We start from the raw sequence: 25004 nt of genomic DNA, 5'->3' as shown, positions 1-25004 counted from the left end.
GACACCATGTGGTGTCACTGATTATCCGGTATTAGCTCCGGTTTCCCGAAGTTATCCCAGTCTACAGGGCAGGTTGCCCACGTGTTACTCACCCGTCCGCCGCTAACCTCATAAGAGCAAGCTCTTAATTGGTCCGCTCGACTTGCATGTATTAGGCACGCCGCCAGCGTTCGTCCTGAGCCAGGATCAAACTCTCCATAAAAGTGTTTGATATAGCTCATTGTCACAAACGTGACGTTTTTAAAACATTGACGAGATATCATGTATCTCATTTATTTCGCTTGGCTTTTTGTTCAGTTTTCAAAGAACTTTTTTCGTCGCTTGTTGTTGGCGACTTTTATAGTATATCAAGTGTCTCTCTTTGTGTCAACAACTTTTTTTAATGTTTTTTTCTTAAAGCTTGTTTCATTGACAACGAATATAAATATACCAAGTTACCGAGCAAAGATCAACAACTTTTTTAAGGAAATCATTTCCTTTATAAGAAGTATCCTCTACTTCATTCAAACCAACAAAACATTAAGTTTTACAAATAAACATCTTCTTTCTATATTACCAGAAACAAAATCAAGGGAGGCCACTAAGCGGCCTCCCTTGATTTTTTATTATTAATGTAAGAAAGCAAAGAATAGAACGAAGATAACGAATAACACGTACATAATCGGATGAACTTCTTTACCCTTACCTTTTACGATCATTGTTATTGGATAGAAGATAAATCCTAACGCAATCCCGTGAGCAATACTATATGTTAACGGCATTGCTACTACCGTTAAAAATGCAGGAACTGCAATCTCAAATCGCTTCCAATCAATTAACCCCAGCGATGATGCCATTAAGATACCAACAATGATTAAAGCCGGCGCTGTAACTTGCGGTGTTACAACTGTAAGTAACGGCGAGAAGAACAATGCTATTAAAAACAAGCCCGCTGTAACAACTGATGTAAATCCTGTACGCCCTCCTGCTGCAACACCTGATGAAGACTCAATGTAAGCTGTCGTTGTTGATGTTCCTAGGATCGCACCAATTGATGTTGCACTTGAGTCAGCAAGTAACGCTCTATTTGCACGTGGAAGTTTATTATCTTTTACAAACCCAGCTTGGTTCGCAACCGCATATAATGTTCCAGCTGTATCGAAGAAATCAACGAATAAGAAAGTTAAAATAACTACTAATAATTGAATAGTTAAGACTTGACCCCAGCCTACTTCACCGATATAAGTAAACGCCTGCCCAAATGTAGGAGCTAAACTCGGAACTGAAGAAACAATTTGTTGTGGCATGTCAATTAACCCAACAATGATCCCAGCAATAGCTGTTAAGATCATTCCGTAGAAAATTCCACCTTTAACACCACGAACCATAAAAATAACTGTAACAACTAATCCAAAGATCGCAAGTAATGTAGTACTTGCTGTCATATCGCCTAGCGTTACTGCTGTAGCTTCATACGGCACAACAATACCCGCACTTTTTAATCCAATAAAAGCAATGAACAAACCGATACCGGCACCAGCTGCATATTTCAATTCAGCCGGAATGGCATTAATAATTATTTCACGAATACCTGATAATGTAATAATAATAAAGATAATACCGGAAACAAATACACCGAACAACGCAATTTGCCAATCAATCCCCATACCAATAACAACGGAAAATGCAAAGAATGCATTTAGACCCATACCTGGTGCTAAAGCAATTGGGTAGTTTGCAACTAGACCCATAATTAAAGTACCGATTGCTGCAGCCAATGCTGTAGCAACAAAGACAGCTCCGATATCCATCCCTGTAGCACTTAAAAGGTCTGGATTAACAAATAAAATGTAAGCCATTGATAAGAACGTTGTTACCCCCGCAATTGTCTCTCGCTTGTAACTCGTTCCGTTTTCCTTAAAACGAAAAAAACGATCCATTGAAAATTACCCTCCTCATTATTGTCTAAAATTATCGTTCCCAGATTTTCAACAAATCATTTGAGACTATCTCAAAGTCAGAAAAGCGCAAGCATCCGTTCGCTACTTATGGACTGGAGTCCTCCGTATGAGATAAAGGAAACACGGTGAACGTTAGTAAACCGATGTTGACTTATCTTAAGGAGGAGACGAAGTCCACTAGCCGCTGGGCGCTGGAGCTAAACAAAAAAGCTCTAGGATTTCTACCTAGAGCTTTAACGACAAAAAATCTGGAAGTCACATACAAGACACTTCATATCTCGCCTGCGTTGACATCCGATCTTTCGTAGTTAAGCTATTTACGGTAGCTTGGTAGAGACTCACGGGCCATATTCCCATGATTATACGATCGATGGTTCTATTGCTATTTCAATAGCATTAGTTTATCAACATAGTAATGAAGTGTCAATATCATTTCCGAACGTTTTTATATATATTTTTTATATTGTTCGTGTTATTCCCATTCAATGGTAGCTGGTGGTTTAGACGTAATATCATAAACAACACGATTCACATGTTTAACCTCATTAACGATACGCGTAGAGATAATTTCTAACACATCATAAGGAATTCTTGCCCAGTCTGATGTCATTCCATCTATTGAAGTAACCGCACGAATACCTACTGTATAGTCATACGTTCTAGCATCACCCATAACACCAACACTTCTCATGTCAGGAAGTGCTGTGAAGTATTGCCAAATTTCACGATCCAACCCAGCTTTTTTAATTTCATCTCTTAAGATTGCATCTGATTCACGAACAATCTCCAATTTTTCTTCTGTAATTTCTCCTAGTACGCGAATTCCTAAGCCCGGTCCTGGGAATGGTTGTCTCCATACGATTTCATCCTTAATCCCTAACTCCGAACCTAACTTACGTACTTCATCTTTAAACAACGTATTTAATGGCTCAATTAACTTGAAGCTCATATCTTCAGGTAATCCACCTACGTTATGGTGAGATTTAATCGTTTGAGCAGTAGCCGTACCACTCTCAATAATGTCGGTGTAAAGTGTACCTTGAGCTAGGAAGTCCATATCAGTTAATTGAGAAGCTTCTTCTTCAAAGACATAAATAAATTCATTTCCGATGATCTTACGCTTTTGTTCAGGATCTTTAACGCCTGCTAGTTTAGAAAGGAAGCGCTCTTGAGCATCGATTTTGATTACGTTCATATTGAAGCCTTCGCTGAAAGTTTCCATAACACTCTCTGCTTCACCTTTACGAAGAAGGCCGTGGTCAATGAACATACACGTTAGTTGGTCACCGATTGCTTTATGAATTAATACTGCAACTACTGATGAGTCTACACCGCCACTAAGCGCACATAGCACTTTTTTATCGCCTACTAGATCACGAATTTTTTGCATTTCTAGTTCAATGAAGTTTTCCATTGACCAGTTTCCTTCACATTCACATACTTTGTAGACAAAGTTTTCTAACAGTTGGTTTCCATACTGCGAATGACGAACTTCTGGGTGGAATTGTACCCCATAGTACTTTCTTGCAACATCACTCATCGCAGCTACAGGACAAGATGGGTTTTGAGCGTCAACTACGAAACCTTCAGGAGGAGCGATAATCTTGTCTCCGTGACTCATCCATACTGTTTGCTCAAGCGGTAGTCCATCATATAACTTTGAAGGATTTTCAATTTTAATCGCAGCTTTACCATATTCACGATGTTCAGCTGCTTCTACTTTTCCACCAAAGTGTTGTGTCATTAATTGCATACCATAACAAATTCCTAAGATTGGAACACCTAAATCATAAATAGCTTCATCACATTTAGGGGCCCCTTCAACATAAGCACTGTTAGGTCCACCTGAGAAAATGATCCCTTTTGGATTCATTTTCTTAATTTCTTCCGCTGTAATTGTATTCGGGTGTAGTTCACTGTATACACCTAAGTCACGAATACGTCTCGCAATAAGTTGGTTATATTGACCACCAAAGTCTAGTACAACAATCATTTCGTTGATGTTCTCCATCATTCATCCACCTTCTATTATGATTTAACTCATAGACAAAATTACGCCTACTCGCCGACTACGAGAATTTCAGTTCTCTTATGTAGTAAAAGTATAGAAAAAGCTAGAATTCCTTCGTTCCTATGCTGCGAAGACAGAATCCTAGCTTATACTCTAATATCCCGCCTTCATAGTCAGATCATTTACGGTAATCTGGTAGAAACACTTAGGCCTTATTCCTAAGAATATATGAAGGATTAAATTAATAAAATCACGGATATATTTTATCAATGACCTGCAGCATGGTCAAGAACCGATCTTTTTAATTAAATTTTCCCACAACTTCTGGTTTTCTTTCCAAACCTCTTTTGCTTGACTGTTACCATAAGATACTTTTTCATAGTTTAACGTAATTTCCGTCATATCATTCATCGAATAAAAAGAATCAATTCGAGCCGCAAATTCACGTAACGTTTCACTACGTCTTTTTACTATGCCATTGTTTCCTAAAAGCCAAATGAGCGAATGAAAGGCTAATTCAAAAGATCGCTGATTGTTAAGTTTTCCGTAACGATAAAGTAAAAATTGAACGAGTATTTTTTTCCGGAACACAAAGGCTATAATCGCTAGCATTAATAACGTTGTGGCCACAACCATCCAAAAGGCAAACTGAAAGACCAATCCATCCCGGTTAAAAGAAACTCCTGCTGCCGCCTCTTCTTCTTGAACTTCAGCTAGTGTCTCTTCTACTTCTGGTTCAACGGTTGGGTTTTCCATCTCACGTTCCCACTGAGCTTCTAATTCAGGTGTTTCAAAAACAAAGTTCGAAGCATTATTAAAGCCTTGAGTCGGCTCAAACGGTATCCATCCATGGCCTGGAAAATAAACTTCAACCCATGAGTGTGCATTGGCATTCGTAATTTGGTATAAACGGTTACCATCTGTTAAATTCTCAATTCTTTCCCCTTGAGTAAAGCCTTTGACCCATCGAGCCGGAATTCCAAGCGTCCGTAACATGACAACCATGGACGTCGAGTAATTATCACAATACCCTTGTTTCGTTTCAAATAAGAACTGATCCACATAGTCTTCATCTGGTCCTGGTACTGCGACATCCTTCGTTTCATAACGGAACCCCGCCATACGATAGTAACGCTCGATCGCTTTTACTTGGTCGTAACGATTACTAAAGTTCGCCGTGATATCTGCAGCAAGCTCTCCTACTCGCTCTGGTAATGTATCCGGAAGCTGTAAATATATATTTTGGATAGCTTCAGGGTCACCACCTGTCACTTGTCTTAACTTCGAAACCGAAAAATGCGGTTCTAAAAACGTTAGATTATACGCCTCAAGATGAATCGGATCATTACCATAATACGTATTTGCTCTACCTGTATGAGCGTCGAAGAAAACGGAAATATCGATAATCGATCCAATCGAAATATCAGTTGGTTCACCAGCATAAAATACATGTTGGAAGTTTTGATACGGTTCAAACGAAATAGAAGCTTCTACTGTTTTCACTTCTACTTCTTGTTCGAATAATGGATAGCGCATCTCGACTTGTTCTTCCGGCGTCGTTACTTCCCAGCCTTTTCCTGTATAGAAATCTTTAGATTCACCGCGCCAATACTGTGCTTGGGGAGTAACAGCTTGGAAGACAGGTGTATCATCATCCTCAAAGCCGCCTCCAAGCCTTCCATCATTCTCACCGTAACCAATTCGTTGCCGGAGCGTACCAGTTCCTTGACCCGTGTCCATTCCAATGGCAGCTTTCATAAACGGTACAGGGTCCGCCCACTGAGGTTCATACTTAGGAGCCGCATAGCCGAAACTGCTTGCTACTAAAAGGACAACACATAATGAGGCGATCAAACGGATCGGCAAGATATTAGAAAATGTCTTTACGTTTTCACGTTCAATCGTCCGATACAAGGTCATTAATCCGAGAAGTAAAAAACCAACCATAAATATACGCACAATGGAATAAGTCGCATCATACGGTGTAAACGTATCAATCACTGTAATATATATAATGGTAAAAAGCAGGAAGAATAGAATTCTCTTCGCATACACTGTCCAAAAAAACAGTAAATAGCTCATGACAGCTAGAAGAATAAAGAACAGTAAACTTCTAAACATATCTGTAAGAGCAACCCAATTTCCAGCAACCATCATCATCACATTCTGTGACAAGTCATTCAGAAACAATTCAAACCAATGCAAGGAAAGAAAAGATCCTTCTAAAAACATTAAATGAAGACCGTATAAAATAATTCCTAATTTTAAAGGTAATGAAATCCAAACTTTCACTTGCATGAAGGTCAATAAGAAGAAAAATAACGTAACTCCTATAAAAAACGTAATATATCCAGTATCTGTTATATATGGTAGAGGCAATAACCATTCTAATAATAGGATATAGCTTAACATATAAAGGAAGAAGTGCCTCCCTTTATGAGCTTTCATATTAGCTGCAACCATAGTCATCACCTGCTTTTCATCAGTTCCGAATTAAACTTTTCATCGGTAAATTGATACACCTTGACTCTTTGCATACGAAGGGACTGTACATACTGTTGATCTTCAACTTGTCCAGAAACCCAGCAAACAATCACTTGAATATTCATAGCTCTTAAATATTGGAGCCATTCGTAATCTTTTTGATTGAGCGAAACAGTTACAAATATAATCGTGCCATTACGGTAAGGTTCTAATAAACTAGTTTCAGTCGGTAAAAACTGTTCTTTTCCTCCTTGAACCTTTGCTAGATGAAAATACAGCATTTGATAATGTTCTAGCGTTGTGTCCGGAATTAATACTTCAGTATCGGTTCCAACACTCACAAAACTTAGAGCATTTTGATTTTCATAACAATGTTCAGCTATGGAAGCCGTAAGTTCAACTGCTCTTTCAAACGTTTCCTCCGCACTCTTTCCAACATACCGATTAAAGAATAAGTGAAACGCTTCTCCTTGTGACGTTTCAAATTCCTTCGTCATCAGTTTCTCACTACGAGCGGAGTGTTTCCAATCAATACTAGTTAAGCGATCACCTGGAATATAGTGACGAACACCTGCTATAGACAACTCTTCTTCTAACGAATGGGCAAAAGAAACACTTTCTCCAAACCCGCCGCCCGAATTCACGCTCCAACTTTTCAAAGATTGATAGTGAGGAAATACGAGAACCGTTGTTTCAACTTTCACCGTCTTCTTCCGCTCAAAGAAACCAAACATATCGCCAATGACGACTTCTATCTCACGAAAGCAATGCTCACCCCTGGGCAGCTTTTCAATCGTATATTTGAAATCAAGCGTTCTTTTAAAAGACAGAAAGAAAAGAGCACTATTATTTACGTCATGACTCGCTTCTAGACCTTGGGGGAGTTGGTCTTTTACTCTGACAAAGCAAAACGGATGTATAAGTTTATTTTTTACAAACACTTCAACCTCAACATCATCATAAGCTCTTAAGGTATCTGCACTTAATGTCCGGTAGGCGTCAATGCGCTGAAATGTAAACAAGAAAACACTAATCGATAACAAACTAATAACGACGATACTATAAAATAAAAACCAACTAACAAAACCACCCTGGAACATTGCATAGGCAAAAAGAGTTATGTTTAACAGTAATAAAAATAAAGGTTTTACACCCTTTTTAAGAGAAGAAAAAATCAGTTTCATCGACGAGCTGCTTCCTTTTTAGCCGTAGGAACCGGAATTTTATCTAACATATTTTTAATGAGCTGTTCTGAGGTCATTTTTGCCATGCTCATATCTGTTTTTAAGAGAATTCGATGTGAGAATGTATATGGCGCTAGTAGTTTAATATCATCAGGAATGACATAATCTCTGCCTTGTAAGAATGCATACGCTTGAGACGCTTTCATGATGGCTATCGAGCCGCGCGGACTCACCCCTAGACGAATCCCGCGGTTCTCACGCGTTTCACTGACTATAGTTAAAATATAATTTTTTACTAATTCATCAACATAGATGTCTTTTACTTTTTGTTGGATCTCAATCACTTCTTCCAGTGATAAAACCGTTTCTAGCTTTTCAATCGGATGCCCTTTTTCAATTCGTTCTAGAACATCAAGCTCTTCTGCAAACGAAGGGTAACCCAGTTTTAATTTAAATAGAAACCGATCTAGTTGTGCTTCTGGCAAAGGATACGTCCCCGCATATTCAATTGGGTTTTGAGTCGCCATTACAAAGAACGGTTGTTTTAAGCGAATCGTTTCCCCATCGATAGTCACATGACCTTCTTCAAGTGACTCAAGCAGGGCTGCTTGAGTTTTCGGCGACGTACGGTTAATTTCATCCGCTAAGACGATATTGGCCATAATTGGACCTGGACGAAACTCAAAACTCATTGTTTTTTGGTTGTATATTGAAACCCCTGTCACATCAGAAGGGAGCAAATCTGGTGTAAATTGGATTCTTTTAAATTCAGCACCTAAAGTTTTGGCGATTGCTTTAACCATCATGGTTTTTCCAACACCAGGAACATCTTCTAATAGAACATGTCCGCCAGAAAGTAAGGCAACCATACTTAATTCAACTTCTTTTCGTTTACCGACTACTACTCTCTCAATATTATCTAATGCTTCCACAAGCCGATCTCTTACGTTAGCCATAACAGAAAACCTCCAATTTTCAATAACAACCTATCAATCTTATCTTAGCATGTTCAAATCCTCACGCTACTATCTTTCATTTCCAATTTTACTATAGTCTTAATCATATAGGCGAATAATATTAGGGAATTTATTATAAATTTAAAATTAAAAAACAACTTAATTATTAAGCGCAGCCTCTGAGAAGCGAAGGAGGAACCTGGCGAGCTGCCACAGAGTGTGGCGACTTTAACATTCCCACAGGACGAGGGACGGCTCATACTCTTTCTTAGTCGAAGGTCCTCTGCCGTCAGCTATTTCGGATTTTTGAATATCCTCTTATAAAGTTTAGAGTATAAGCTTTGTACTGGGAGTACTTGTTCTTCTCATACAAAGAAAAAAAGCCGTTGATACACAACAGCTTACGAAAAGTTAAGAAGAACGGATCCCTGATGAAGCATAACTTTGAATCATCTTTTGTAAATTTTTATGTGACTCTCTTAATTTAACCGTTTCGTCCATTATTCTTTGAAAACCTTCCAAATCTTTATCAGATGCATTTAACACAGACTTTGGAATACCTTCTGCAATTTGTTGTAAAGATAAATCCCGACTCACGACAATGACCACCTTCCTGTTCTTTTCTTGGACCTGTGATTTTGCCCTGTTAATTTATTTATAGATGGCTCATTTTTTTTCCTGCCAACAATGCCTAATATTTATCTACACTTACCACCACAATCACTGAAATATAGTAAAGATCATTCCTCATTTAACAAAAATCGACGGAAATCCATGCATGAAAAAGCTATATGTAGAAAAAAATTTTCTTATGGGGTAGCAGGTACCTTTAATACAATGCAGTATTAAAGGTACCTGCTACCCCGATGACAAAAGCCCCTGCCTTGGATTTGCAAAGCAGGGGCTTTATTGACACTTGATCGGTTTATTAGAATATGAATGATTAATACTAACCCATAAATAGAGAGATGGATAGAACTAGAACCAGTTGATAGGTTGAGGTTTAAGGTTTTGGAATATATGCTTTGTTTCTGTATACTCTTCAATACCTATTCTTCCTAGTTCGCGTCCAATACCAGATTGCTTATATCCACCCCATGGTGCGTGCGGGAAGTAAGTGTTGTAGTCATTAATCCAAACCGTACCCATACGCATTTTTGCTACACAGCGGTCTGCTTTTACAATATCGGTTGTCCAAACCCCACCAGCAAGCCCGTAGATAGAGTCATTAGCAAGCTTAACTGCTTCATCTTCTGTACGGAATTTCTCCACTGTAATAACAGGTCCAAAGGCTTCATCTTGAACAACCTTCATGTCTGTTGTACAGTCTGTAAAAATAGTAGGTAGGTAGAAAAAACCATTTTGTAGTTCTGGATTTTTTGGACGGCTACCACCAACTGCTAGTGTAGCACCTTCTTTAATACCTGTTTCTACATACTTTTCTACTTTTTCAAGGTGCTCAGCTGAAATAAGCGGGCCCATTTGTGTATCTTCGTCAAATCCGTTTCCAAGCTTAAATTTTTTCACTCGTTCAACAAGTGCGTTAACGAACTCATCGTGAATACTTTCTTCTACAATCAGCCTTGTACCTGCTGAACAAATTTGTCCTGCATGGAAGAACACACCGTTTAATGCTTGGTCAACAGCTGTCTCAAAATCAGCATCCGCAAAGATAATATTAGGGTTTTTTCCCCCAAGTTCAAGTGCAAGCTTTTTCACATTTACGCTTGCGGCTTGCATAATCTTCTTTCCTGTTACAAGTCCACCAGTAAAGGAAATAAGGTCAACATCAACGTTGCTAGCAAGCTCAGCACCAACTGTATGGCCCGCACCTAATACTAGGTTAGCAACTCCAGCAGGCACTCCTGCCTCTTCCATTAATTCGAATACTTTAATCGTAGTAAGAGGTGTTATTTCACTTGGCTTCATAATAAGTGTGTTACCTGTAGCTAATGCTGGAGCCAACTTCCACGATGCCTGTAATAATGGGTAATTCCAAGGTGTAATTTGACCACACACTCCAACAGGTTCGTGAATTACCTTACTAATAGAGTTAGGAATTGGAGAATCAATTAGGTCTCCGCCATCTTTATCTGCAAGATCTGCATAATAGCGAAATACTCCAGCGATATCATCCATGTCCGCACGGCTTTCCTCCACTGTCTTACCAGTATCTAAAGATTCCAATGTAGCAAGTTCTTCTTTATCTCTTTCTATTAACTCAGCAATTCTCCTTACGACAGCCCCTCGCTCTATTGCTGGAGTAGATGACCATTCTCCTTTATCAAAAACTTCTCTTGCTGCAGCAACCGCAAGCTTTGTATCCACCTCATTCCCTTCTGTTACTTTAGCAATGACTTCCTGATTAAATGGGTTTATGATCTCTCGAACTTCATTTGTTTGAGATTCAACCCATATCCCATTAATAAACATCTTTTTTACATTCATTTATTTGAACCTCCCCTACAAAGATTAACTTTGTTTTAAAAAAATTTAACGTTTTGAATGGTTTTAACTCTATCACAACCAATTAAAAATTGTAAACTAAAAAACTATTGAGGTTTTCAAACAAACCAATTCTTTCTTAAATATAGAAAGTTTTTTAATAAGCAAGTAAATGTGACAACAAATTGAACCTTTCCATTTGACATAATTTTTATTTACGATATGCTAGTAATTATAAAACAATAAAAACGTTCAGAATAAATTTAACAAATTTAATTAATTAAACAGTTAACCTTGAAGGGATTTGATAAATGTGACAGATAAAAATATAGAAGAAAAACTAGAATATGCAAAAGATTTAGTAATCAATTCTATCTCAGAGACAATGGATTTATATGGCGTAACCCCTTCTGTCGGCAGGTTATATGGAGCAATGTTTTTTCATCAACATCCTATGACACTAGATGAAATGAAGGATGAATTGGGAATGAGTAAGCCGAGTATGAGTACCGCAGTTCGAAACCTGCAGGAAAATGAAATGGTTCAGAAATCCTGGAAAAAAGGTTCAAGAAAAGATATGTATACTGCTGAAAAAGATTTCTTTAAGAACTTTATTCATTTCTTTTGTAAGAAGTGGGAAAAGGAAGTCCATGTAAACGAAGAGGCTTCCTACAAAGCACAAAAACTGCTTATGGAAATCATAGAAGATCCAGAGGCCTCCTTAGAAGCTAGAGAAACGGCACAGTCTTATTATGATTCAGTTGAAGAATCACTAGTTTACTACAAATGGCTCGAACGACTTGTGAATTCCTGCCGCTCAGGTGATATTTTTGAATTTTTACCGAAGGAAGAGACAAACGAGGAAAAAAAATAAAAAGAATTTCATTCTTATAAGGAGGTGGTAGTTAAATACCACATCACCAATGGTTTTTTCTTAATATTGCGACAAGAGACGAGCAGAAAAGAAGAACACAAAGGAGATTATTCTATGAATTTATTAATTAGAAATAGGATTAAAAGAATTTTATTAACATTGATAGTATCAGGTTTATTTATTTTTACTGCAGCATGTGGAATTGAAGAGAGTGGCTCAAATGCTTCTGGCAATAATCAAACGATTACGTTTGCAGATGCAGGTTGGGATAGTATCCGTATTCATAACGCTATCGCTAGTACAATTATAGAAAATGGATTTGGCTATAACACAGAAGTAATTCCAGGATCTGAGACTGGTTCCTTATTAGGAATTAGTAATGGAAGTATCGACGTTTACATGGAAATTTGGACTGGTAATTTCTATGATCAGTACAGAGATGCAATTGATCAAGGGGATATTATAGAGCTTTCCGTTAACTTCAGTGATACAAGTGAAGGTCTCTATGTACCTACCTATGTGATTGAAGGAGATCCTGAAAGAGGTATTGAGCCAATGGCTCCAGACCTAAAGTCTATTCATGACCTTCCAAAATATTGGGAGATATTTGAAGATGAAGAAAACCCGAGTAAAGGAAGAATTTATGGTTCAATTCCTGGTTGGGCAGCAGATACGGTATTAGAGGCAAAAATGGTCAATTATGGTTTAGATGAGTATTTTAATTACTTTCAACCAGGCTCTGATACTGCATTAAATACTTCACTTATCCGTGCGTATGAAAGAGGAGAACCTTGGGTTGGGTATTATTGGGAGCCGACTTGGATTTCTGGCCTGTATGATATTACCCTATTAGAAGATGCGCCGTATAACGAAGAAGAATGGTCAAATGGGTATCGAACAGAATTCCCATCTCAAAGATTAACTATCGCTGTGAATAATGAATTTACAGAACAAACACCAGATGTAACTAATTTCTTAAGTAACTATGAAACTAGCAGTGAGATCACAAGTAATTTGTTAGCACACATGGAACAATATGATGCAACAGATAGAGAGGTTGCTATTTGGTTCCTGGGTGAATATGAAGACTTATGGACGACTTGGGTAGACGAAGAAGTCGTCGAAAAAGTGAAGACAGCAATTCAGTAATCTTGAAATCACCTGACTAATTAAGTTTAGTTAGGTGATCTCATACAACAAAGAGTTATTAATTCTATTGAGGAGGTGCAGGTTGCATCTTTCTACCTTGCAACTATAAAAAATGAACAATTTCCCTGAATTTCTTGAGTTTAGCTTAGGTAAATATATTGAGCTATTTGTTAAATGGTTAGATACTAATTTCTCAGCATTTTTTGATGGCATTGGTGCTCCGTTATTGTGGATAATGGTTAACATCGAAAGCTTTTTATTATGGATGCCATGGTGGTCATTCTTAATTATTATTATTCTTTTAGGATGGCGTTTTACCTCACTTGGTGCAGGTATCATTTATGCACTTTTACTTATCCTTGTGGGCTCGTTTGGTTATTGGGATTTCATGATGATGACCTTAGCTATTGTTCTTGCTTCTGTCTTTATATCGTTACTTATTGGCATTCCAATTGGAATACTCATGGCCTATAGTAAAATAACTGAAACTATTATGAAACCGATTTTAGATGCAATGCAAACCATGCCAAGTTTCGTGTATTTAATTCCAGCCATGATCTTATTTGGTTTAGGAAAGGTTCCCGCCGTGTTTGCCACTATTATCTATGCTATTCCTCCTGTAATCCGATTAACAAACCTAGCCATTAGACATGTATCTAAAGACATGGTCGAAGCAGCATATTCTTTCGGTTCTTCCCCCTGGAAGGTTCTAACAAAGGTTCAATTACCACAAGCACTCCCTACAATTATGACAGGAATAAACCAAACTACAATGATGGCATTAGCAATGGTAGTTATTGCTTCTATGATTGGTGCACAAGGTTTAGGTATGGAAGTTTTAATCTCCATTAACCGAGTCGATATTGCAAGAGGTTTTGAAGCAGGTCTAGGTATTGTTATTTTAGCAATTATAATGGATCGAATTTCACAAGGCATCGCAAAGAATTCAAAGGTACCAGAATAAAATGAAAGTAGGAGTTCGATTATGACTGAAAAGGTAAAAGTTGAAAATTTAACGAAAATATTCGGACGAAATCCGAAATCGGTAATAAAGAAATTAAAACAAGGTGTGTCAAAAGAACAGATATTAAAAGAATCAAACCATACTGTTGGAATTAACGACGTCTCCTTTTCCGTGAATGAGGGAGAAATCTTCGTTATTATGGGGTTGTCCGGAAGTGGTAAATCAACCTTGATAAGATGTTTAAATCTATTAAACAAGCCTACGGATGGGAAGATTTTTGTTGATGGCGAGAATATTATGGATTACTCCAAACAGAAGTTAAGGGAGTTTAGACAATCCAAAATAGCCATGGTATTTCAGCACTTTGGGTTATTTAGTCACCGTAATGTGATTGATAATGTGGAATATGGTTTAGAGATCAAGAACATAAGTAAAGAAGACAGATTGAAGAAGGCAAAACAAGCTCTGGTTAATGTAGGTCTAGCAGGATGGGAAGATAAAATGCCCCATGAGTTAAGTGGAGGAATGCAGCAACGCGTAGGGTTAGCAAGAGCACTAGCTACTGAACCAGACATTCTTTTAATGGATGAACCATTTAGTGCCTTAGATCCTCTTATTAAAAGAGATATGCAGTTAGAATTGATGGAGCTCCAATCAAAATTAAAGAAAACGATTATTTTTATTACGCATGATATTAATGAAGCGTTTAAAATTGGAGACCGCGTTGCCGTAATGAAAGATGGACAAATGGAACAAATCGGTACCCCCGAAGAAATCATTGAGAAGCCAAAGAGTGAGTACATTAAAGATTTCGTAAAAGATATTGACCGTTCCAAGGTTTTACAGGCACAGCATGTAATGTTTAAAACAAACGCTGTCGTGTATCTAAAGGAAGGACTCAAAGCAGCTGTAAACGAAATGCGTACAAATGGTATATCCAGTGTATTTGTTCTTGATAATTCTCGTAAACTCCAAGGACTGATTACGATCGATGATACCATTAAAGCGATTAAGGAAAATAAATTAATAAAAGATATTCTCATCGAAGACTATTTTACAACTAATACAGAAACTTATTTACAAGAACTAATTCCTAAAGCAACTCAATCAAAATACCCTATTGCTGTAGTTGACGATGAAAACCGTTTTGAAGGAATTATATCCCGAGTTTCCGTGTTATCTGCTCTAGTTTAATAGGGATAATAAAATTTCAAACTCAATGTAACTTATAAAAGACAATCAGTTGTTAAAAAAATGTTAACACCTCAAAACGAAGTTATGTTAAGTTAAACTAGAACAACGCCTGTAATTTCTTAATTACAGGCGTTGTTCTAGTTTAGAAAATTATCAAAATGTTAGTTAATATTTTATCTCCAATTGGTTATAATCACATGTTATCCATTGACATTTAGTCTGAACCTATATTATAAAGTTTGTAATGAAGGTTAAACTAATTTTTAACACGCTTTACTTTTAAATTGAAGGAGAAGCTATATGAGTGAATCTACTGAAAATTCTAGAATGAAAATAGAACAAGCACAAGATAAAGTCATTGGTGCCATTGCAGAAACAATGGATTTATATGGTGTAACACCAGCTGTTGCTAATCTGTATGCAACGATGTACTTTAAAGATCAGATGACTCTTGATGAAATGCGTACTGAGCTTGAAATGAGCAAACCTAGTATGAGTACTAGTGTCCGTAAGCTACAAGAAATAGGAATGGTGAAAAAAACTTTTACACGAGGTTCTAGGAAACATACTTATGTTGCTGAGAAAGATTTCTTTCGTTCATTTATGATATTTTATTGTCAAATGTGGGAACGTGAAGTTAAGACAAATTTGAAAGCAATTGAGGAAGCACAAGAAGATTTAACAAATGTCATAAAAGATCCCGCCAGTGCACCAGAGATTGTTACAGAAGCTAACAAATCCTACGATCAATTAGAAGATTCTAAAACATACTATCACTGGTTAGAAGACTTAGTTGTAAATATAAGAAGTGGTAAAATTTATGAGTTTATACCTAAAGATCGTCGAGGTTAATTCGAATAAAATAGGTGAAAAAAATAAAGAAGTTGGTCCCTCCTATTTGGAGAGACTAACTTCTTTTGTATTTAAAAAACAATTAAACAATATTTAAATTCGTTTAGTACATATACATTTAATAGAGATTCTCTTGTGGAAGCATTGCTTAGCCTATACTTTTACTGTCCCTGCCTCAGGTGAATGAACTCCATGACGGTAGAAATCAGCAGTAATAGGCTCTAGCGGTGTACGTCCAAGGATGATGTCGGCTGCCTTTTCTGCTAACATCAATACCGGTGCATGGATATTGCCGTTAGTTACATAAGGCATGGCAGACGCATCAACCACACGTACATTTTCCAGCCCATGAACCTTCATGGTTAGCGGATCTACCACGGCCATTGGATCAGATGCTGGACCCATCTTTGCCGTGCAACTCGGATGAAGTGCAGTCTCAGCATCATTCTTCACCCATTCTAAAATCTCTTCATCTGTACGAACAGAAGGACCAGGTGAGATTTCTCCCGAATTATACGGTGCTATAGCGGGTTGAGACATAATTTCACGTGAGATTTTTACCGCTTCAATCCACTCACGGCGGTCCTGTTCAGTTGAAAGATAGTTGTAGACCATGCTCGGATGTTCTTTAGGATCTTTCGAACGAATTTTTAATGAACCTCTAGCATCCGAGTACATCGGTCCGACGTGTACCTGGAATCCGTGAGCTGTGTCTGCTTTTTGTCCATCATACCGCACAGCTACCGGAAGGAAATGGAACATCAAGTTTGGATATTCAACGTCATCGTTCGAACGAACAAAGCCTCCCCCCTCAAAATGGTTGGTTGCCGCTGGACCTTTGCGACCTAGTAACCATTGTAAACCAATCCATGGCATCTTCAATTTATTTAAGTTAGGCTGCTCAGAAACCGGTAACGGACAAGCGTATTGAATATAGGCTTCAAGATGATCCTGAAGATTTTCACCTACACCTGGTAGGTTCACTACCGGTTCAATGCCAAGTGAGCGCAGGTGATCTGCATCACCTACTCCTGAAAGTTGAAGTAACTGAGGGGTATTGATGGCACCTCCTGAAAGTATTACTTCACCTGCAGTGACTTGATGAGTCTTTCCGTTTCGTTGATATGTCACACCGTTTGCGCGTGTTCCGTCGAAATCAATACTTGTCACAAAAGCTCGTGTTATTACAGTTAGATTTTCACGTTCCATAGCCGGATGAAGATATGCACGAGAAGGCCCAAACCGTCTACCCTTGTACACATGCTTATCAAATGGAGCAAAGCCCTCTTGCCTGAAGCCATTGACATCAGGTGTCTTAGAGTAACCAGCCTCTACAGCTGCGTCGAAGAAAGCTTGGAATAAAGGATTCGTAGCTGGACCTCGCTCCAATTTAAGCGGTCCATCATGACCACGCAATTCATCATTCGGATCCGCAGCTAAAGCATTTTCCATTCGCTTAAAATACGGCAGGCAATGAGCAAAATCCCATGTTTCCATCCCTGGATCTTTTCCCCACCGTTCATAATCTAATGGATTTCCTCTTTGGAAAATCATCCCGTTGATTGAGCCTGAGCCTCCAAGCACTTTTCCACGCGCATGTTTGATACGTCGTCCATTCATATGCGGCTCCGGTTCAGATGCGTATCTCCAATCATACATCGGTTTCCCTGCTGGGAAGGGTAAAGCTGCTGGCATCTGAATCAGTAAATCCCATGAAAAATCCTTACGTCCTGCCTCTAGTACAAGAACATTACGTGTCCCATCTGCACTTAGACGGTCACCAAGTACAGATCCCGCACTACCTCCACCAATGATAACAATGTCATATGTTTTATTCATTTTTTGTACCTCCTTAGATGTTGAGAAATGAATGAATTGTTCGAAATTTTATTAATAGTATTCACTCAAATTCTTCCTTCAGTTATTAAAAACAGTTAATAGTTTTATAGTTTTTTAATAAAATTTACTTAACCCATTTAGTGCCTAAGGGTTGAGATTCAATAATACCCTTAACCTCTAAGTCCTCCACCAATCCAATTTTGCGAAATTTATATCAGTTCCGACATTTTACTCTACCCTTTACCTGAGTAAAATGTAGTTGATGTAATATGGAAATCAACCCCAATTCATTCATGTGGATTTAACATTTCACCTTAGTGTTAATTTTGTTAAATTTTTATTTAACATATTTAATGTTTTTAATTTATCATATTATCATTTTTTTGTAAACTAATGTCTATCCTTAATTACATATCTTTTACATTCACTTATGTATGAAGGAAAATACAATCGTGTAATTTAAGCAGTCGTTCATAAATTATAAGACACCATAACTTAAATATTAGTTCACATAAGTACTAAGTTTTCACCCACGTAAGCTTTATTTGCGGATCCAAGAGGTCATGATAACAAATAGACATTTACCAAAACCAAAGGAATACATGTTGAATAAACTACATGTCATCAAATAGAACACCTGAGTAGGCGTTCACGAAAGTACACAATCACCTATCGTCATATAACAAAAGAAACGAAAAAGAAGCTTCCCAAAAGATTTTTATCCTTTGAGAAGCTTCTAATGTTTTGTACTTGTTAGCAAATTAATTAAAAATCCTTATAAATCAAGGAGTGAAGCGACTTATTACATCATGCCACCCATACCGCCCATGCCAGCCATGTCTGGCATTCCGCCGCCGCCATTTTCGTCTGGTTGGTCAGCGATTACAGCTTCAGTTGTTAAGAACATTGCAGAAACTGATGCAGCGTTTTGTAGCGCAGAACGTGTAACTTTAGCAGGGTCAACGATACCAGCTTCAACCATGTTTACCCACTCGCCAGTTGCAGCGTTAAATCCAACGCCAACACCTTCACCTTTTAGACGCTCAACAACAACAGATCCTTCAAGTCCTGCATTGTGTGCGATTTGGCGAACTGGCTCTTCAAGAGCACGTAGAACAATGTTTACACCTGTTTGCTCATCGCCATCAGCTTGAATAGTAGCTACTGCTTTGTAAACGTTCATTAATGCAGTACCACCACCAGCTACGATACCTTCTTCAACTGCTGCACGAGTTGAGTTAAGAGCATCTTCAATGCGAAGTTTACGCTCTTTCATTTCTGTTTCAGTAGCCGCACCAACTTTAAGAACCGCTACACCACCAGCTAATTTAGCTAGGCGCTCTTGTAATTTTTCTTTATCGAAATCAGAAGTAGTTTCTTCTACTTGTGCTTTAATTTGGTTTACACGAGCAGCAATTCTATCTGACTCGCCAGCACCTTCAACGATTGTAGTTGTTTCTTTCGTTACAACTACTTTCGCAGCGCGACCAAGTTGAGTAATGTCAGCAGATTTAAGATCTAATCCTAAGTCTTCTGTAATTACTTCTCCACCAGTTAAGATTGCGATATCTTCTAACATTGCTTTACGACGGTCACCAAAGCCAGGAGCTTTAACTGCTACCGCGTTAAATGTACCACGAAGTTTGTTAACAACTAATGTTGCTAAAGCTTCACCTTCAACATCTTCAGCAATGATTAAGATCGGACGGCCTTGTTGAACAACTTGCTCAAGTACAGGCAGTACTTCTTGGATGCTTGCAATTTTCTTATCTGTGATAAGAACATAAGGGTTATCTAATACAGCTTCCATTTTATCAGAGTCTGTTACCATGTAAGGAGAAGCATATCCACGGTCGAATTGCATACCTTCAACCACTTCTAGCTCAGTTGTAAATCCTTTAGACTCTTCGATTGTGATAACACCATCGTTACCAACGCGCTCCATTGCTTCAGCAATAATCTTACCTACTTCATCATCAGCAGAAGAAATTGCAGCTACTTGAGCGATAGACTCTTTACCTTCGATCGGTTTAGAGATGTTTTGTAATTCTTCAATAGCCACTCGAGTTGCTTTTTCGATACCTTTACGAATAACCATCGGGTTAGCACCAGATGTTACGTTCTTTAAACCTTCACGGATCATAGCTTGAGCAAGAACCGTTGCAGTTGTCGTACCGTCACCAGCAATATCATTTGTTTTGCTAGCTACTTCAGCAACTAATTTTGCACCCATATTTTCAAATGGATCTTCAAGTTCGATTTCCTTAGCGATTGTTACACCGTCGTTTGTAATTAATGGAGAACCGAATTTCTTTTCAAGAACCACGTTACGTCCTTTTGGACCAAGAGTTACTTTTACAGCATTCGCTAATGCATCTACACCGCGTAACATTGAGCGACGAGCATCTTCACTGAATTTAATATCTTTTGCCATCGTTTCAACCTCCTAAAATTTTGTTCAATATGTTATCGTTTCGTCATTTATTAACCGATTACAGCTAAAATGTCGCTTTCACGTAAAACTAAGTATTCGCTACCTTCGTACTTCACTTCAGTACCTGCATATTTAGAGAAAATTACTGTGTCGCCTTCCTTCACTTCAAGAGCAACACGCTCACCATTCTCAAGTACGCGACCAGTACCAACTGCTACGATTTTTCCTTCTTGTGGTTTTTCCTTCGCAGAATCTGGAAGAACGATACCACTTGCAGTTTTTTCTTCAGTCTCAACTAACTCAATTACAACACGATCACCTAATGGCTTTAACAAGGAAAACAACCTCCTTAAAATATTGTTATTTCTCCCCGAGATTATGTAAAAGTTTAGGGTGAGGAGATTTGTTAGCACTCGATGTGGTTGAGTGCTAATTTCAATTATTATAATAATCACTCACATTTTTTTTTGCAAGTATTTTATAAGAATTTTTTTCTAAAATTAATAATACAACTTGTATTAATGACCAAAAGCCTTCAATAGAATAACCATTTGCGTTATTTTATAAACTATTTGTAAAGAAATTATTATTTGTATTTGTGAGCTAGACTTTCTTCGGGATGGAGGAGGGCCATTCCTTCTAGTTTTTTAAATAAATATGATAGAATGTAAAATACATGTCCGAATTAAAAACATAACATTTAATACAAAGGGGATTTCTATTGTGTCTAAACGCTATTGGTGGGTATTAATAACATATATCGCCATGCACCTTTCCGCTTTTATCGGTGTTCCATTACTCAAGCTATACGATGTACCTTTAGAAAGAATACCTGGCATTTGGAGTACGATTAGCTTTTCTGCAGCATTATTGATCATTATCGTCTTGCTTTTGCCTGATATTCGAAACCGTCATGAAGTACGTGGTCGTTCCTCGAAGGCAGATGCTGCGATGTGGTCGATCCTTGGTGTGTTCCTTGCATTTGTCGCACAGTACATTTCCATTTACATTTCGGTGTTTATTTTAGGTGTAGAACCTGGTTCTGAAAACACGGAGCGAATATCAGAATATGCTCGAATTTTTCCGTTATTCATCATCGTTATGGCTGTAATTGGTCCTATTCTTGAAGAAATTATTTTTAGAAAAGTAATTTTTGGTTCACTCTATAAGAAATACAACTTTATTATTGCTGCGTTAATTAGTTCATTAATATTTGCAGTTGTGCACGCAGATTTAGATTACTTATTAGTTTACACTGCTCTTGCTTTTGTTTTCTCTTATCTATATGTAAAAACCAAGCGAATTCTCGTACCGATCATTGCACATGTTGCGATGAATACATTGGCTGTCTTAGTTCACGTTGTATATGGAGAACGCCTTGATGAATTACGACAACAACTAGATCAAATACAATCATTTATTGGAGGATTTTTAGTATGAGGACGTCTCCTACGTTTATGGCGGTCGTATACGCCTTAATCGGTGTTATGTTCACCTATTTAGCTATTCAAAATGTCCAAGTGGCAGGCTGGAACTTTTGGACTTACTTATTTATCGGTTTAGCTGCTGTCGACTTTATGATGGCGTATCGTTTTTTTCAAATGCGGAAATACATTCGAAAATCAAAATAAAACAGAACACAGTACTTAATCAAACGTTTAATTAAGTACTATGTTCGTTCAATTCAAGAGGCTGGTTCATATAGATGCCCCTACTCCGGGGTAATGTTATGAACCAGCCTCTTTTTGTGTTCTATTCTTTACTTCAGCAAATAACGCATGACGTTTTCATTTTTATTAGAATGTATAGATTGTAAAAGTCCTGTAAGAAAATTGTAAATCGAAAGGAAAGACGAGATAAAGATCGGAATATAATAGAACATTAACTAACTATTATAGGAGCTATTTATGAACAGAAAACATTCATTTTCTTACGGTAAAATTGCAGTAATTGGCAGTGGATTTCTTGCTTTAACGCTCGTTTGGACGATCTATAATACATTTATGCCACTCATTCTTGGAGATTATATTGAAAGCAGTGCGATCCGCGGAGCCATTATGGGGTTTGATAATTTACTCGCCGTTTTATTAATTCCTGTTATTGGGGCCTGGTCTGACCGGGTTAAATCTCCACTTGGGCAACGTCTCCCATTTATCGCTGTCGGGATGCCTCTGGCTGCAATTACTTTCGCCCTGCTGCCGTTTGTTTCAGGCATTGGTCTTTTCATCCTTTTAGCTATTGATATTGTTTTTCTATTAGCAATGACCGTCTACCGTGCACCGGTTATTTCGCTTATGCCTGACCACACACCATCAACGAACCGTTCTACTGCAAATGGGGTTATTAATTTTATGGGCGGTGTTGGTGCGATTATCGCCTTATTTGTACTTTCTCCTCTATTTGACTTAGACCGCATCTTTCCCTTTGTCATTGGTGGTTGCATTTTATTCGTTGCTTTTATCTTATTGTATTTAGTGATTGACCGTAACCCGCCGTTCACAGAGAATACAGCAGCAGACCAAGAGGAAACGCAAGCATTGAAAACATTAAAGGATGGAATTAAAAATTTATTTATCAAAGAAAACCGTGGCAAGCTGTTTATTTTTTATGCTATTTTCTTATACTTTATTGGGTACACAGGTGTTGAAGCACTTTTTTCAATTTGGGCCACTGAGCAATTAGGGCTGACAGGGGGCGAAGCCGGGGTAACACTTGGATTTTTCAGCTTATCATTTGTTTTATTTGCTATTCCCGCTGGTTTACTTGGAACACGTTTTGGTAAAAAGCCCTTAATGTTAATTGGTCTTATCTTTTTACCGCTCTTGTTTGCAGTTATTCCCTTTTTAGAGGGCTTACTATTTATCCGAGTCGTTCTGTTCCTAGCAGGGATCGCTTGGGCATGTATAAATGTGCAAGCTTATGCTTTAGTTAGTGATTTAGGTGGAACATCAAAAATTGGTCTATATACTGGTTTATATTATTTATTTTCGATGTCATCAGCGATTATTGCACCGTTTCTGCTAGGCACCATGATGGATCTCTTCGGAAGAGACAGCTTATTTTTTACAGCAGCCATCACTATGGTCATTGCATTTCTATTTTTAAGAGCGGGTAATGCTCAGAGTGCACATGTCGTGAATGACTCTAAGAAGAGCATGTAAACAATTCCTGTCTGTGCATTGACGAACTAATACTATAAAAAGCACTCCCTATAACAAGGAGTGCTTTATCGTAGAATAAATTAAGATACACTTTTTTCTTGAACAGGTGCTTCTTTTGACGTTTTTCCGAGTAAGTAACCAACCGGTATTGTAATTGCAGTAAGAACAGCTAGAATGATAAAGCCTTCATTAATGGCTTGTAAGTTCGCCATCTCAACTGAACCTTCTACCCCGTAAAGTTGTGCTTTTCTTACTTCATAATAAATAGAAATGAACACAATTCCTAAAGCGGAACTCATTTGCCTCAATACATTATTCATCGCTGAACCTCGAGAAACGATTTGTTCAGGTATCGCGTTCATACCTGCTGTCGTTGCAGGCATACTGCATAGCCCAAAACCAATTCCTCTGATCGCCATAATGATAATAATGAAAGCGAGTGACGTTTCCATCGTCATAATACCTAATAAAAATGTACTTATGGTGGATATAATTAACCCTGCCGTTACAACGCCTGTTGCCCCTCTTTTATCGAGCATTCTTCCGCCGACGGTCATGAAAATCCCAGTTAATAACGCAGCAGGCAAGAATACAAGACCAGTCGTAATGGCGTTGTAGCCATACACATTTTGTAAAAGAAGCGGCAGAAGGAAAATACCTCCAAATAGCCCGATTGACGTAATTCCAGAAATCCATACGCTTAACGAGTACGTCGTAATTTTAAATATAGACAAATCTAATAGTGGAAACTTATGCCTTTTCTCAATCATTACAAATAAAACTAAACTAATCAATCCGACGATAATTAAAACGATATTTGATACGTATGTTAAATGCTCAAGACTAGACGTTCGTCCTAAGGCAAGGAGGATCAATCCAACCCCAAGTGTTACTGTAATAAAACCCCAGCGATCAAACGTAATGGACTTGTTCAATTCCGTTTCTTTTAAATATTTAGATGCAAACCAAATGCCTAATAATCCTACTGGTACATTACATAAAAATAAGTAATGCCAGCTCCCTGTCTCGATAATAATTCCGCCAATCGTCGGCCCAATCGTCGGCGCCATCATCGCTGCTACCCCGTAAACACCTGTTGCAAGACCTCTTTCCTTACGTGGAAAATTAGCAAAGATAAGTGCCATCGATAAAGGCATCATGATGCCCCCGCCAATTCCTTGAAGTCCTCTAAAAAAGATGAGTGACGATAAATTCCACGAAAAAGAACCTAAGATAGAACCTATTACAAAGATACTTAACCCGATGATGTATAACCGTTTTTTCCCCCACTTATCACCTAAAAACCCAGTAACCGGCATAATCATACCCATAGTTACCATAAAAATAGTAATTACCCAACCAGTCGAAACCGCATCTGTATTAAATACGTTCATTAGCTGCGGTACTGCTGGATTGAGCATACTATTATTTAAAATTAACGTGAAGGTCCCGATCAAAACAGCTATTACGACCATCCATTTATCCGATATTTTTCCCATACAACCCACCATTTCGTC

The 25004-nt window shown here is 38.0% G+C and carries 19 protein-coding genes, 1 rRNA gene and 2 riboswitches; of the genes, 8 read left to right on the top strand and 12 right to left on the bottom strand.

Features of this window, described 5'->3' with window-relative positions; all coding sequences use genetic code 11:
• From N7Z68_RS23195 to betB, 8 genes are all read right to left on the bottom strand, one after another.
• Positions 1 to 202: ribosomal RNA gene (locus tag N7Z68_RS23195) — 16S ribosomal RNA — on the bottom strand; the annotation flags it as partial.
• Positions 203 to 608: 406 nt separating this feature from the next.
• Complete coding sequence (locus N7Z68_RS23190) at positions 609 to 1919, bottom strand: NCS2 family permease (RefSeq protein ID WP_275120806.1); 1311 nt, start codon at positions 1917 to 1919, stop codon at positions 609 to 611.
• Positions 1920 to 2225: 306 nt separating this feature from the next.
• A riboswitch (purine riboswitch) is annotated at positions 2226 to 2327 on the bottom strand.
• An 85-nt stretch (positions 2328 to 2412) separates the two neighbouring features.
• A complete protein-coding gene (gene guaA, locus N7Z68_RS23185) occupies positions 2413 to 3951 on the bottom strand; it encodes a glutamine-hydrolyzing GMP synthase (RefSeq protein WP_275120805.1) in 1539 nt (512 codons plus the stop codon).
• Positions 3952 to 4101: 150 nt separating this feature from the next.
• A riboswitch (purine riboswitch) is annotated at positions 4102 to 4203 on the bottom strand.
• A gap of 33 nt (positions 4204 to 4236) precedes the next feature.
• On the bottom strand, positions 4237 to 6414 hold the full coding sequence (locus tag N7Z68_RS23180) for a transglutaminase TgpA family protein (protein WP_275120804.1): 2178 nt from the start codon (positions 6412 to 6414) through the stop codon (positions 4237 to 4239).
• A 5-nt stretch (positions 6415 to 6419) separates the two neighbouring features.
• Complete coding sequence (locus tag N7Z68_RS23175; protein WP_275120803.1) at positions 6420 to 7619, bottom strand: DUF58 domain-containing protein; 1200 nt, start codon at positions 7617 to 7619, stop codon at positions 6420 to 6422.
• A complete protein-coding gene (locus N7Z68_RS23170; protein ID WP_275120802.1) occupies positions 7616 to 8575 on the bottom strand; it encodes an AAA family ATPase in 960 nt (319 codons plus the stop codon). Before N7Z68_RS23170 ends, N7Z68_RS23175 begins: the two co-directional genes overlap by 4 nt.
• A gap of 411 nt (positions 8576 to 8986) precedes the next feature.
• Positions 8987 to 9172 (bottom strand): hypothetical protein, encoded by a 186-nt coding sequence (locus tag N7Z68_RS23165; RefSeq protein WP_275120801.1) that lies wholly within the window; start codon positions 9170 to 9172, stop codon positions 8987 to 8989.
• 381 nt (positions 9173 to 9553) lie between these two features.
• Complete coding sequence (betB, locus tag N7Z68_RS23160) at positions 9554 to 11023, bottom strand: betaine-aldehyde dehydrogenase (protein ID WP_275120800.1); 1470 nt, start codon at positions 11021 to 11023, stop codon at positions 9554 to 9556.
• A 310-nt stretch (positions 11024 to 11333) separates the two neighbouring features.
• Here betB and cudC (N7Z68_RS23155) point away from each other — a divergent pair, with 310 nt between their 5' ends.
• The 5 genes from cudC (N7Z68_RS23155) (at position 11334) to cudC (N7Z68_RS23135) (ending at position 16053) form a co-directional block, all read left to right on the top strand.
• On the top strand, positions 11334 to 11894 hold the full coding sequence (gene cudC, locus N7Z68_RS23155) for a choline uptake/conversion transcriptional regulator CudC (RefSeq protein ID WP_308447245.1): 561 nt from the start codon (positions 11334 to 11336) through the stop codon (positions 11892 to 11894).
• A 114-nt stretch (positions 11895 to 12008) separates the two neighbouring features.
• Positions 12009 to 13043, top strand: coding sequence for an ABC transporter substrate-binding protein (locus N7Z68_RS23150; protein WP_275120799.1), 1035 nt, complete (start codon positions 12009 to 12011; stop codon positions 13041 to 13043).
• A gap of 235 nt (positions 13044 to 13278) precedes the next feature.
• The gene (locus N7Z68_RS23145; RefSeq protein WP_441296791.1) at positions 13279 to 14007 is read left to right on the top strand and encodes an ABC transporter permease; all 729 of its coding nucleotides are present in this window, start codon (positions 13279 to 13281) and stop codon (positions 14005 to 14007) included.
• A 21-nt stretch (positions 14008 to 14028) separates the two neighbouring features.
• Complete coding sequence (locus N7Z68_RS23140; RefSeq protein ID WP_275120797.1) at positions 14029 to 15201, top strand: quaternary amine ABC transporter ATP-binding protein; 1173 nt, start codon at positions 14029 to 14031, stop codon at positions 15199 to 15201.
• Between the two features lie 300 nt (positions 15202 to 15501).
• On the top strand, positions 15502 to 16053 hold the full coding sequence (gene cudC / locus N7Z68_RS23135) for a choline uptake/conversion transcriptional regulator CudC (protein ID WP_275120796.1): 552 nt from the start codon (positions 15502 to 15504) through the stop codon (positions 16051 to 16053).
• Between the two features lie 153 nt (positions 16054 to 16206).
• Here cudC (N7Z68_RS23135) and betA read toward each other — a convergent pair whose 3' ends face one another.
• The 3 genes from betA to groES all read right to left on the bottom strand — a co-directional run bounded on the left by betA (position 16207) and on the right by groES (position 20661).
• Positions 16207 to 17892: a choline dehydrogenase gene (gene betA / locus N7Z68_RS23130; RefSeq protein WP_275120795.1), complete on the bottom strand. Its 1686-nt coding sequence runs from the start codon at positions 17890 to 17892 to the stop codon at positions 16207 to 16209.
• Positions 17893 to 18694: 802 nt separating this feature from the next.
• The gene (gene groL / locus N7Z68_RS23125) at positions 18695 to 20326 is read right to left on the bottom strand and encodes a chaperonin GroEL (protein ID WP_275120794.1); all 1632 of its coding nucleotides are present in this window, start codon (positions 20324 to 20326) and stop codon (positions 18695 to 18697) included.
• A gap of 50 nt (positions 20327 to 20376) precedes the next feature.
• Positions 20377 to 20661 carry a co-chaperone GroES gene (gene groES / locus N7Z68_RS23120; RefSeq protein ID WP_275120793.1) on the bottom strand — a complete coding sequence of 95 codons (285 nt, stop codon included), beginning with the start codon at positions 20659 to 20661 and terminating at the stop codon, positions 20377 to 20379.
• Between the two features lie 388 nt (positions 20662 to 21049).
• Between groES and N7Z68_RS23115 the strand changes: the two genes are divergently transcribed.
• The 3 genes from N7Z68_RS23115 (at position 21050) to N7Z68_RS23105 (ending at position 23487) form a co-directional block, all read left to right on the top strand.
• Positions 21050 to 21766 (top strand): CPBP family intramembrane glutamic endopeptidase, encoded by a 717-nt coding sequence (locus tag N7Z68_RS23115; protein ID WP_275120792.1) that lies wholly within the window; start codon positions 21050 to 21052, stop codon positions 21764 to 21766.
• Positions 21763 to 21957, top strand: a complete 195-nt coding sequence (locus tag N7Z68_RS23110) for a YdiK family protein (protein WP_275120791.1) — start codon at positions 21763 to 21765, stop codon at positions 21955 to 21957. Before N7Z68_RS23115 ends, N7Z68_RS23110 begins: the two co-directional genes overlap by 4 nt.
• A 276-nt stretch (positions 21958 to 22233) precedes the next feature.
• Positions 22234 to 23487 carry an MFS transporter gene (locus N7Z68_RS23105; protein WP_275120790.1) on the top strand — a complete coding sequence of 418 codons (1254 nt, stop codon included), beginning with the start codon at positions 22234 to 22236 and terminating at the stop codon, positions 23485 to 23487.
• Positions 23488 to 23567: 80 nt separating this feature from the next.
• On the opposite strand, the gene N7Z68_RS23100 is transcribed toward N7Z68_RS23105, so the two are convergent.
• A complete protein-coding gene (locus N7Z68_RS23100; RefSeq protein WP_275120789.1) occupies positions 23568 to 24986 on the bottom strand; it encodes a DHA2 family efflux MFS transporter permease subunit in 1419 nt (472 codons plus the stop codon).
• Positions 24987 to 25004: the final 18 nt, after the last annotated feature.

The sequence above is a fragment of the Alkalihalobacterium chitinilyticum genome (assembly GCF_029028005.1).
Classification (GTDB): domain Bacteria; phylum Bacillota; class Bacilli; order Bacillales; family Bacillaceae_F; genus Alkalihalobacterium; species Alkalihalobacterium chitinilyticum.
Note: the sequence above shows the minus strand (reverse complement) of the source record. Positions and strands in the feature narration are given on the sequence as shown.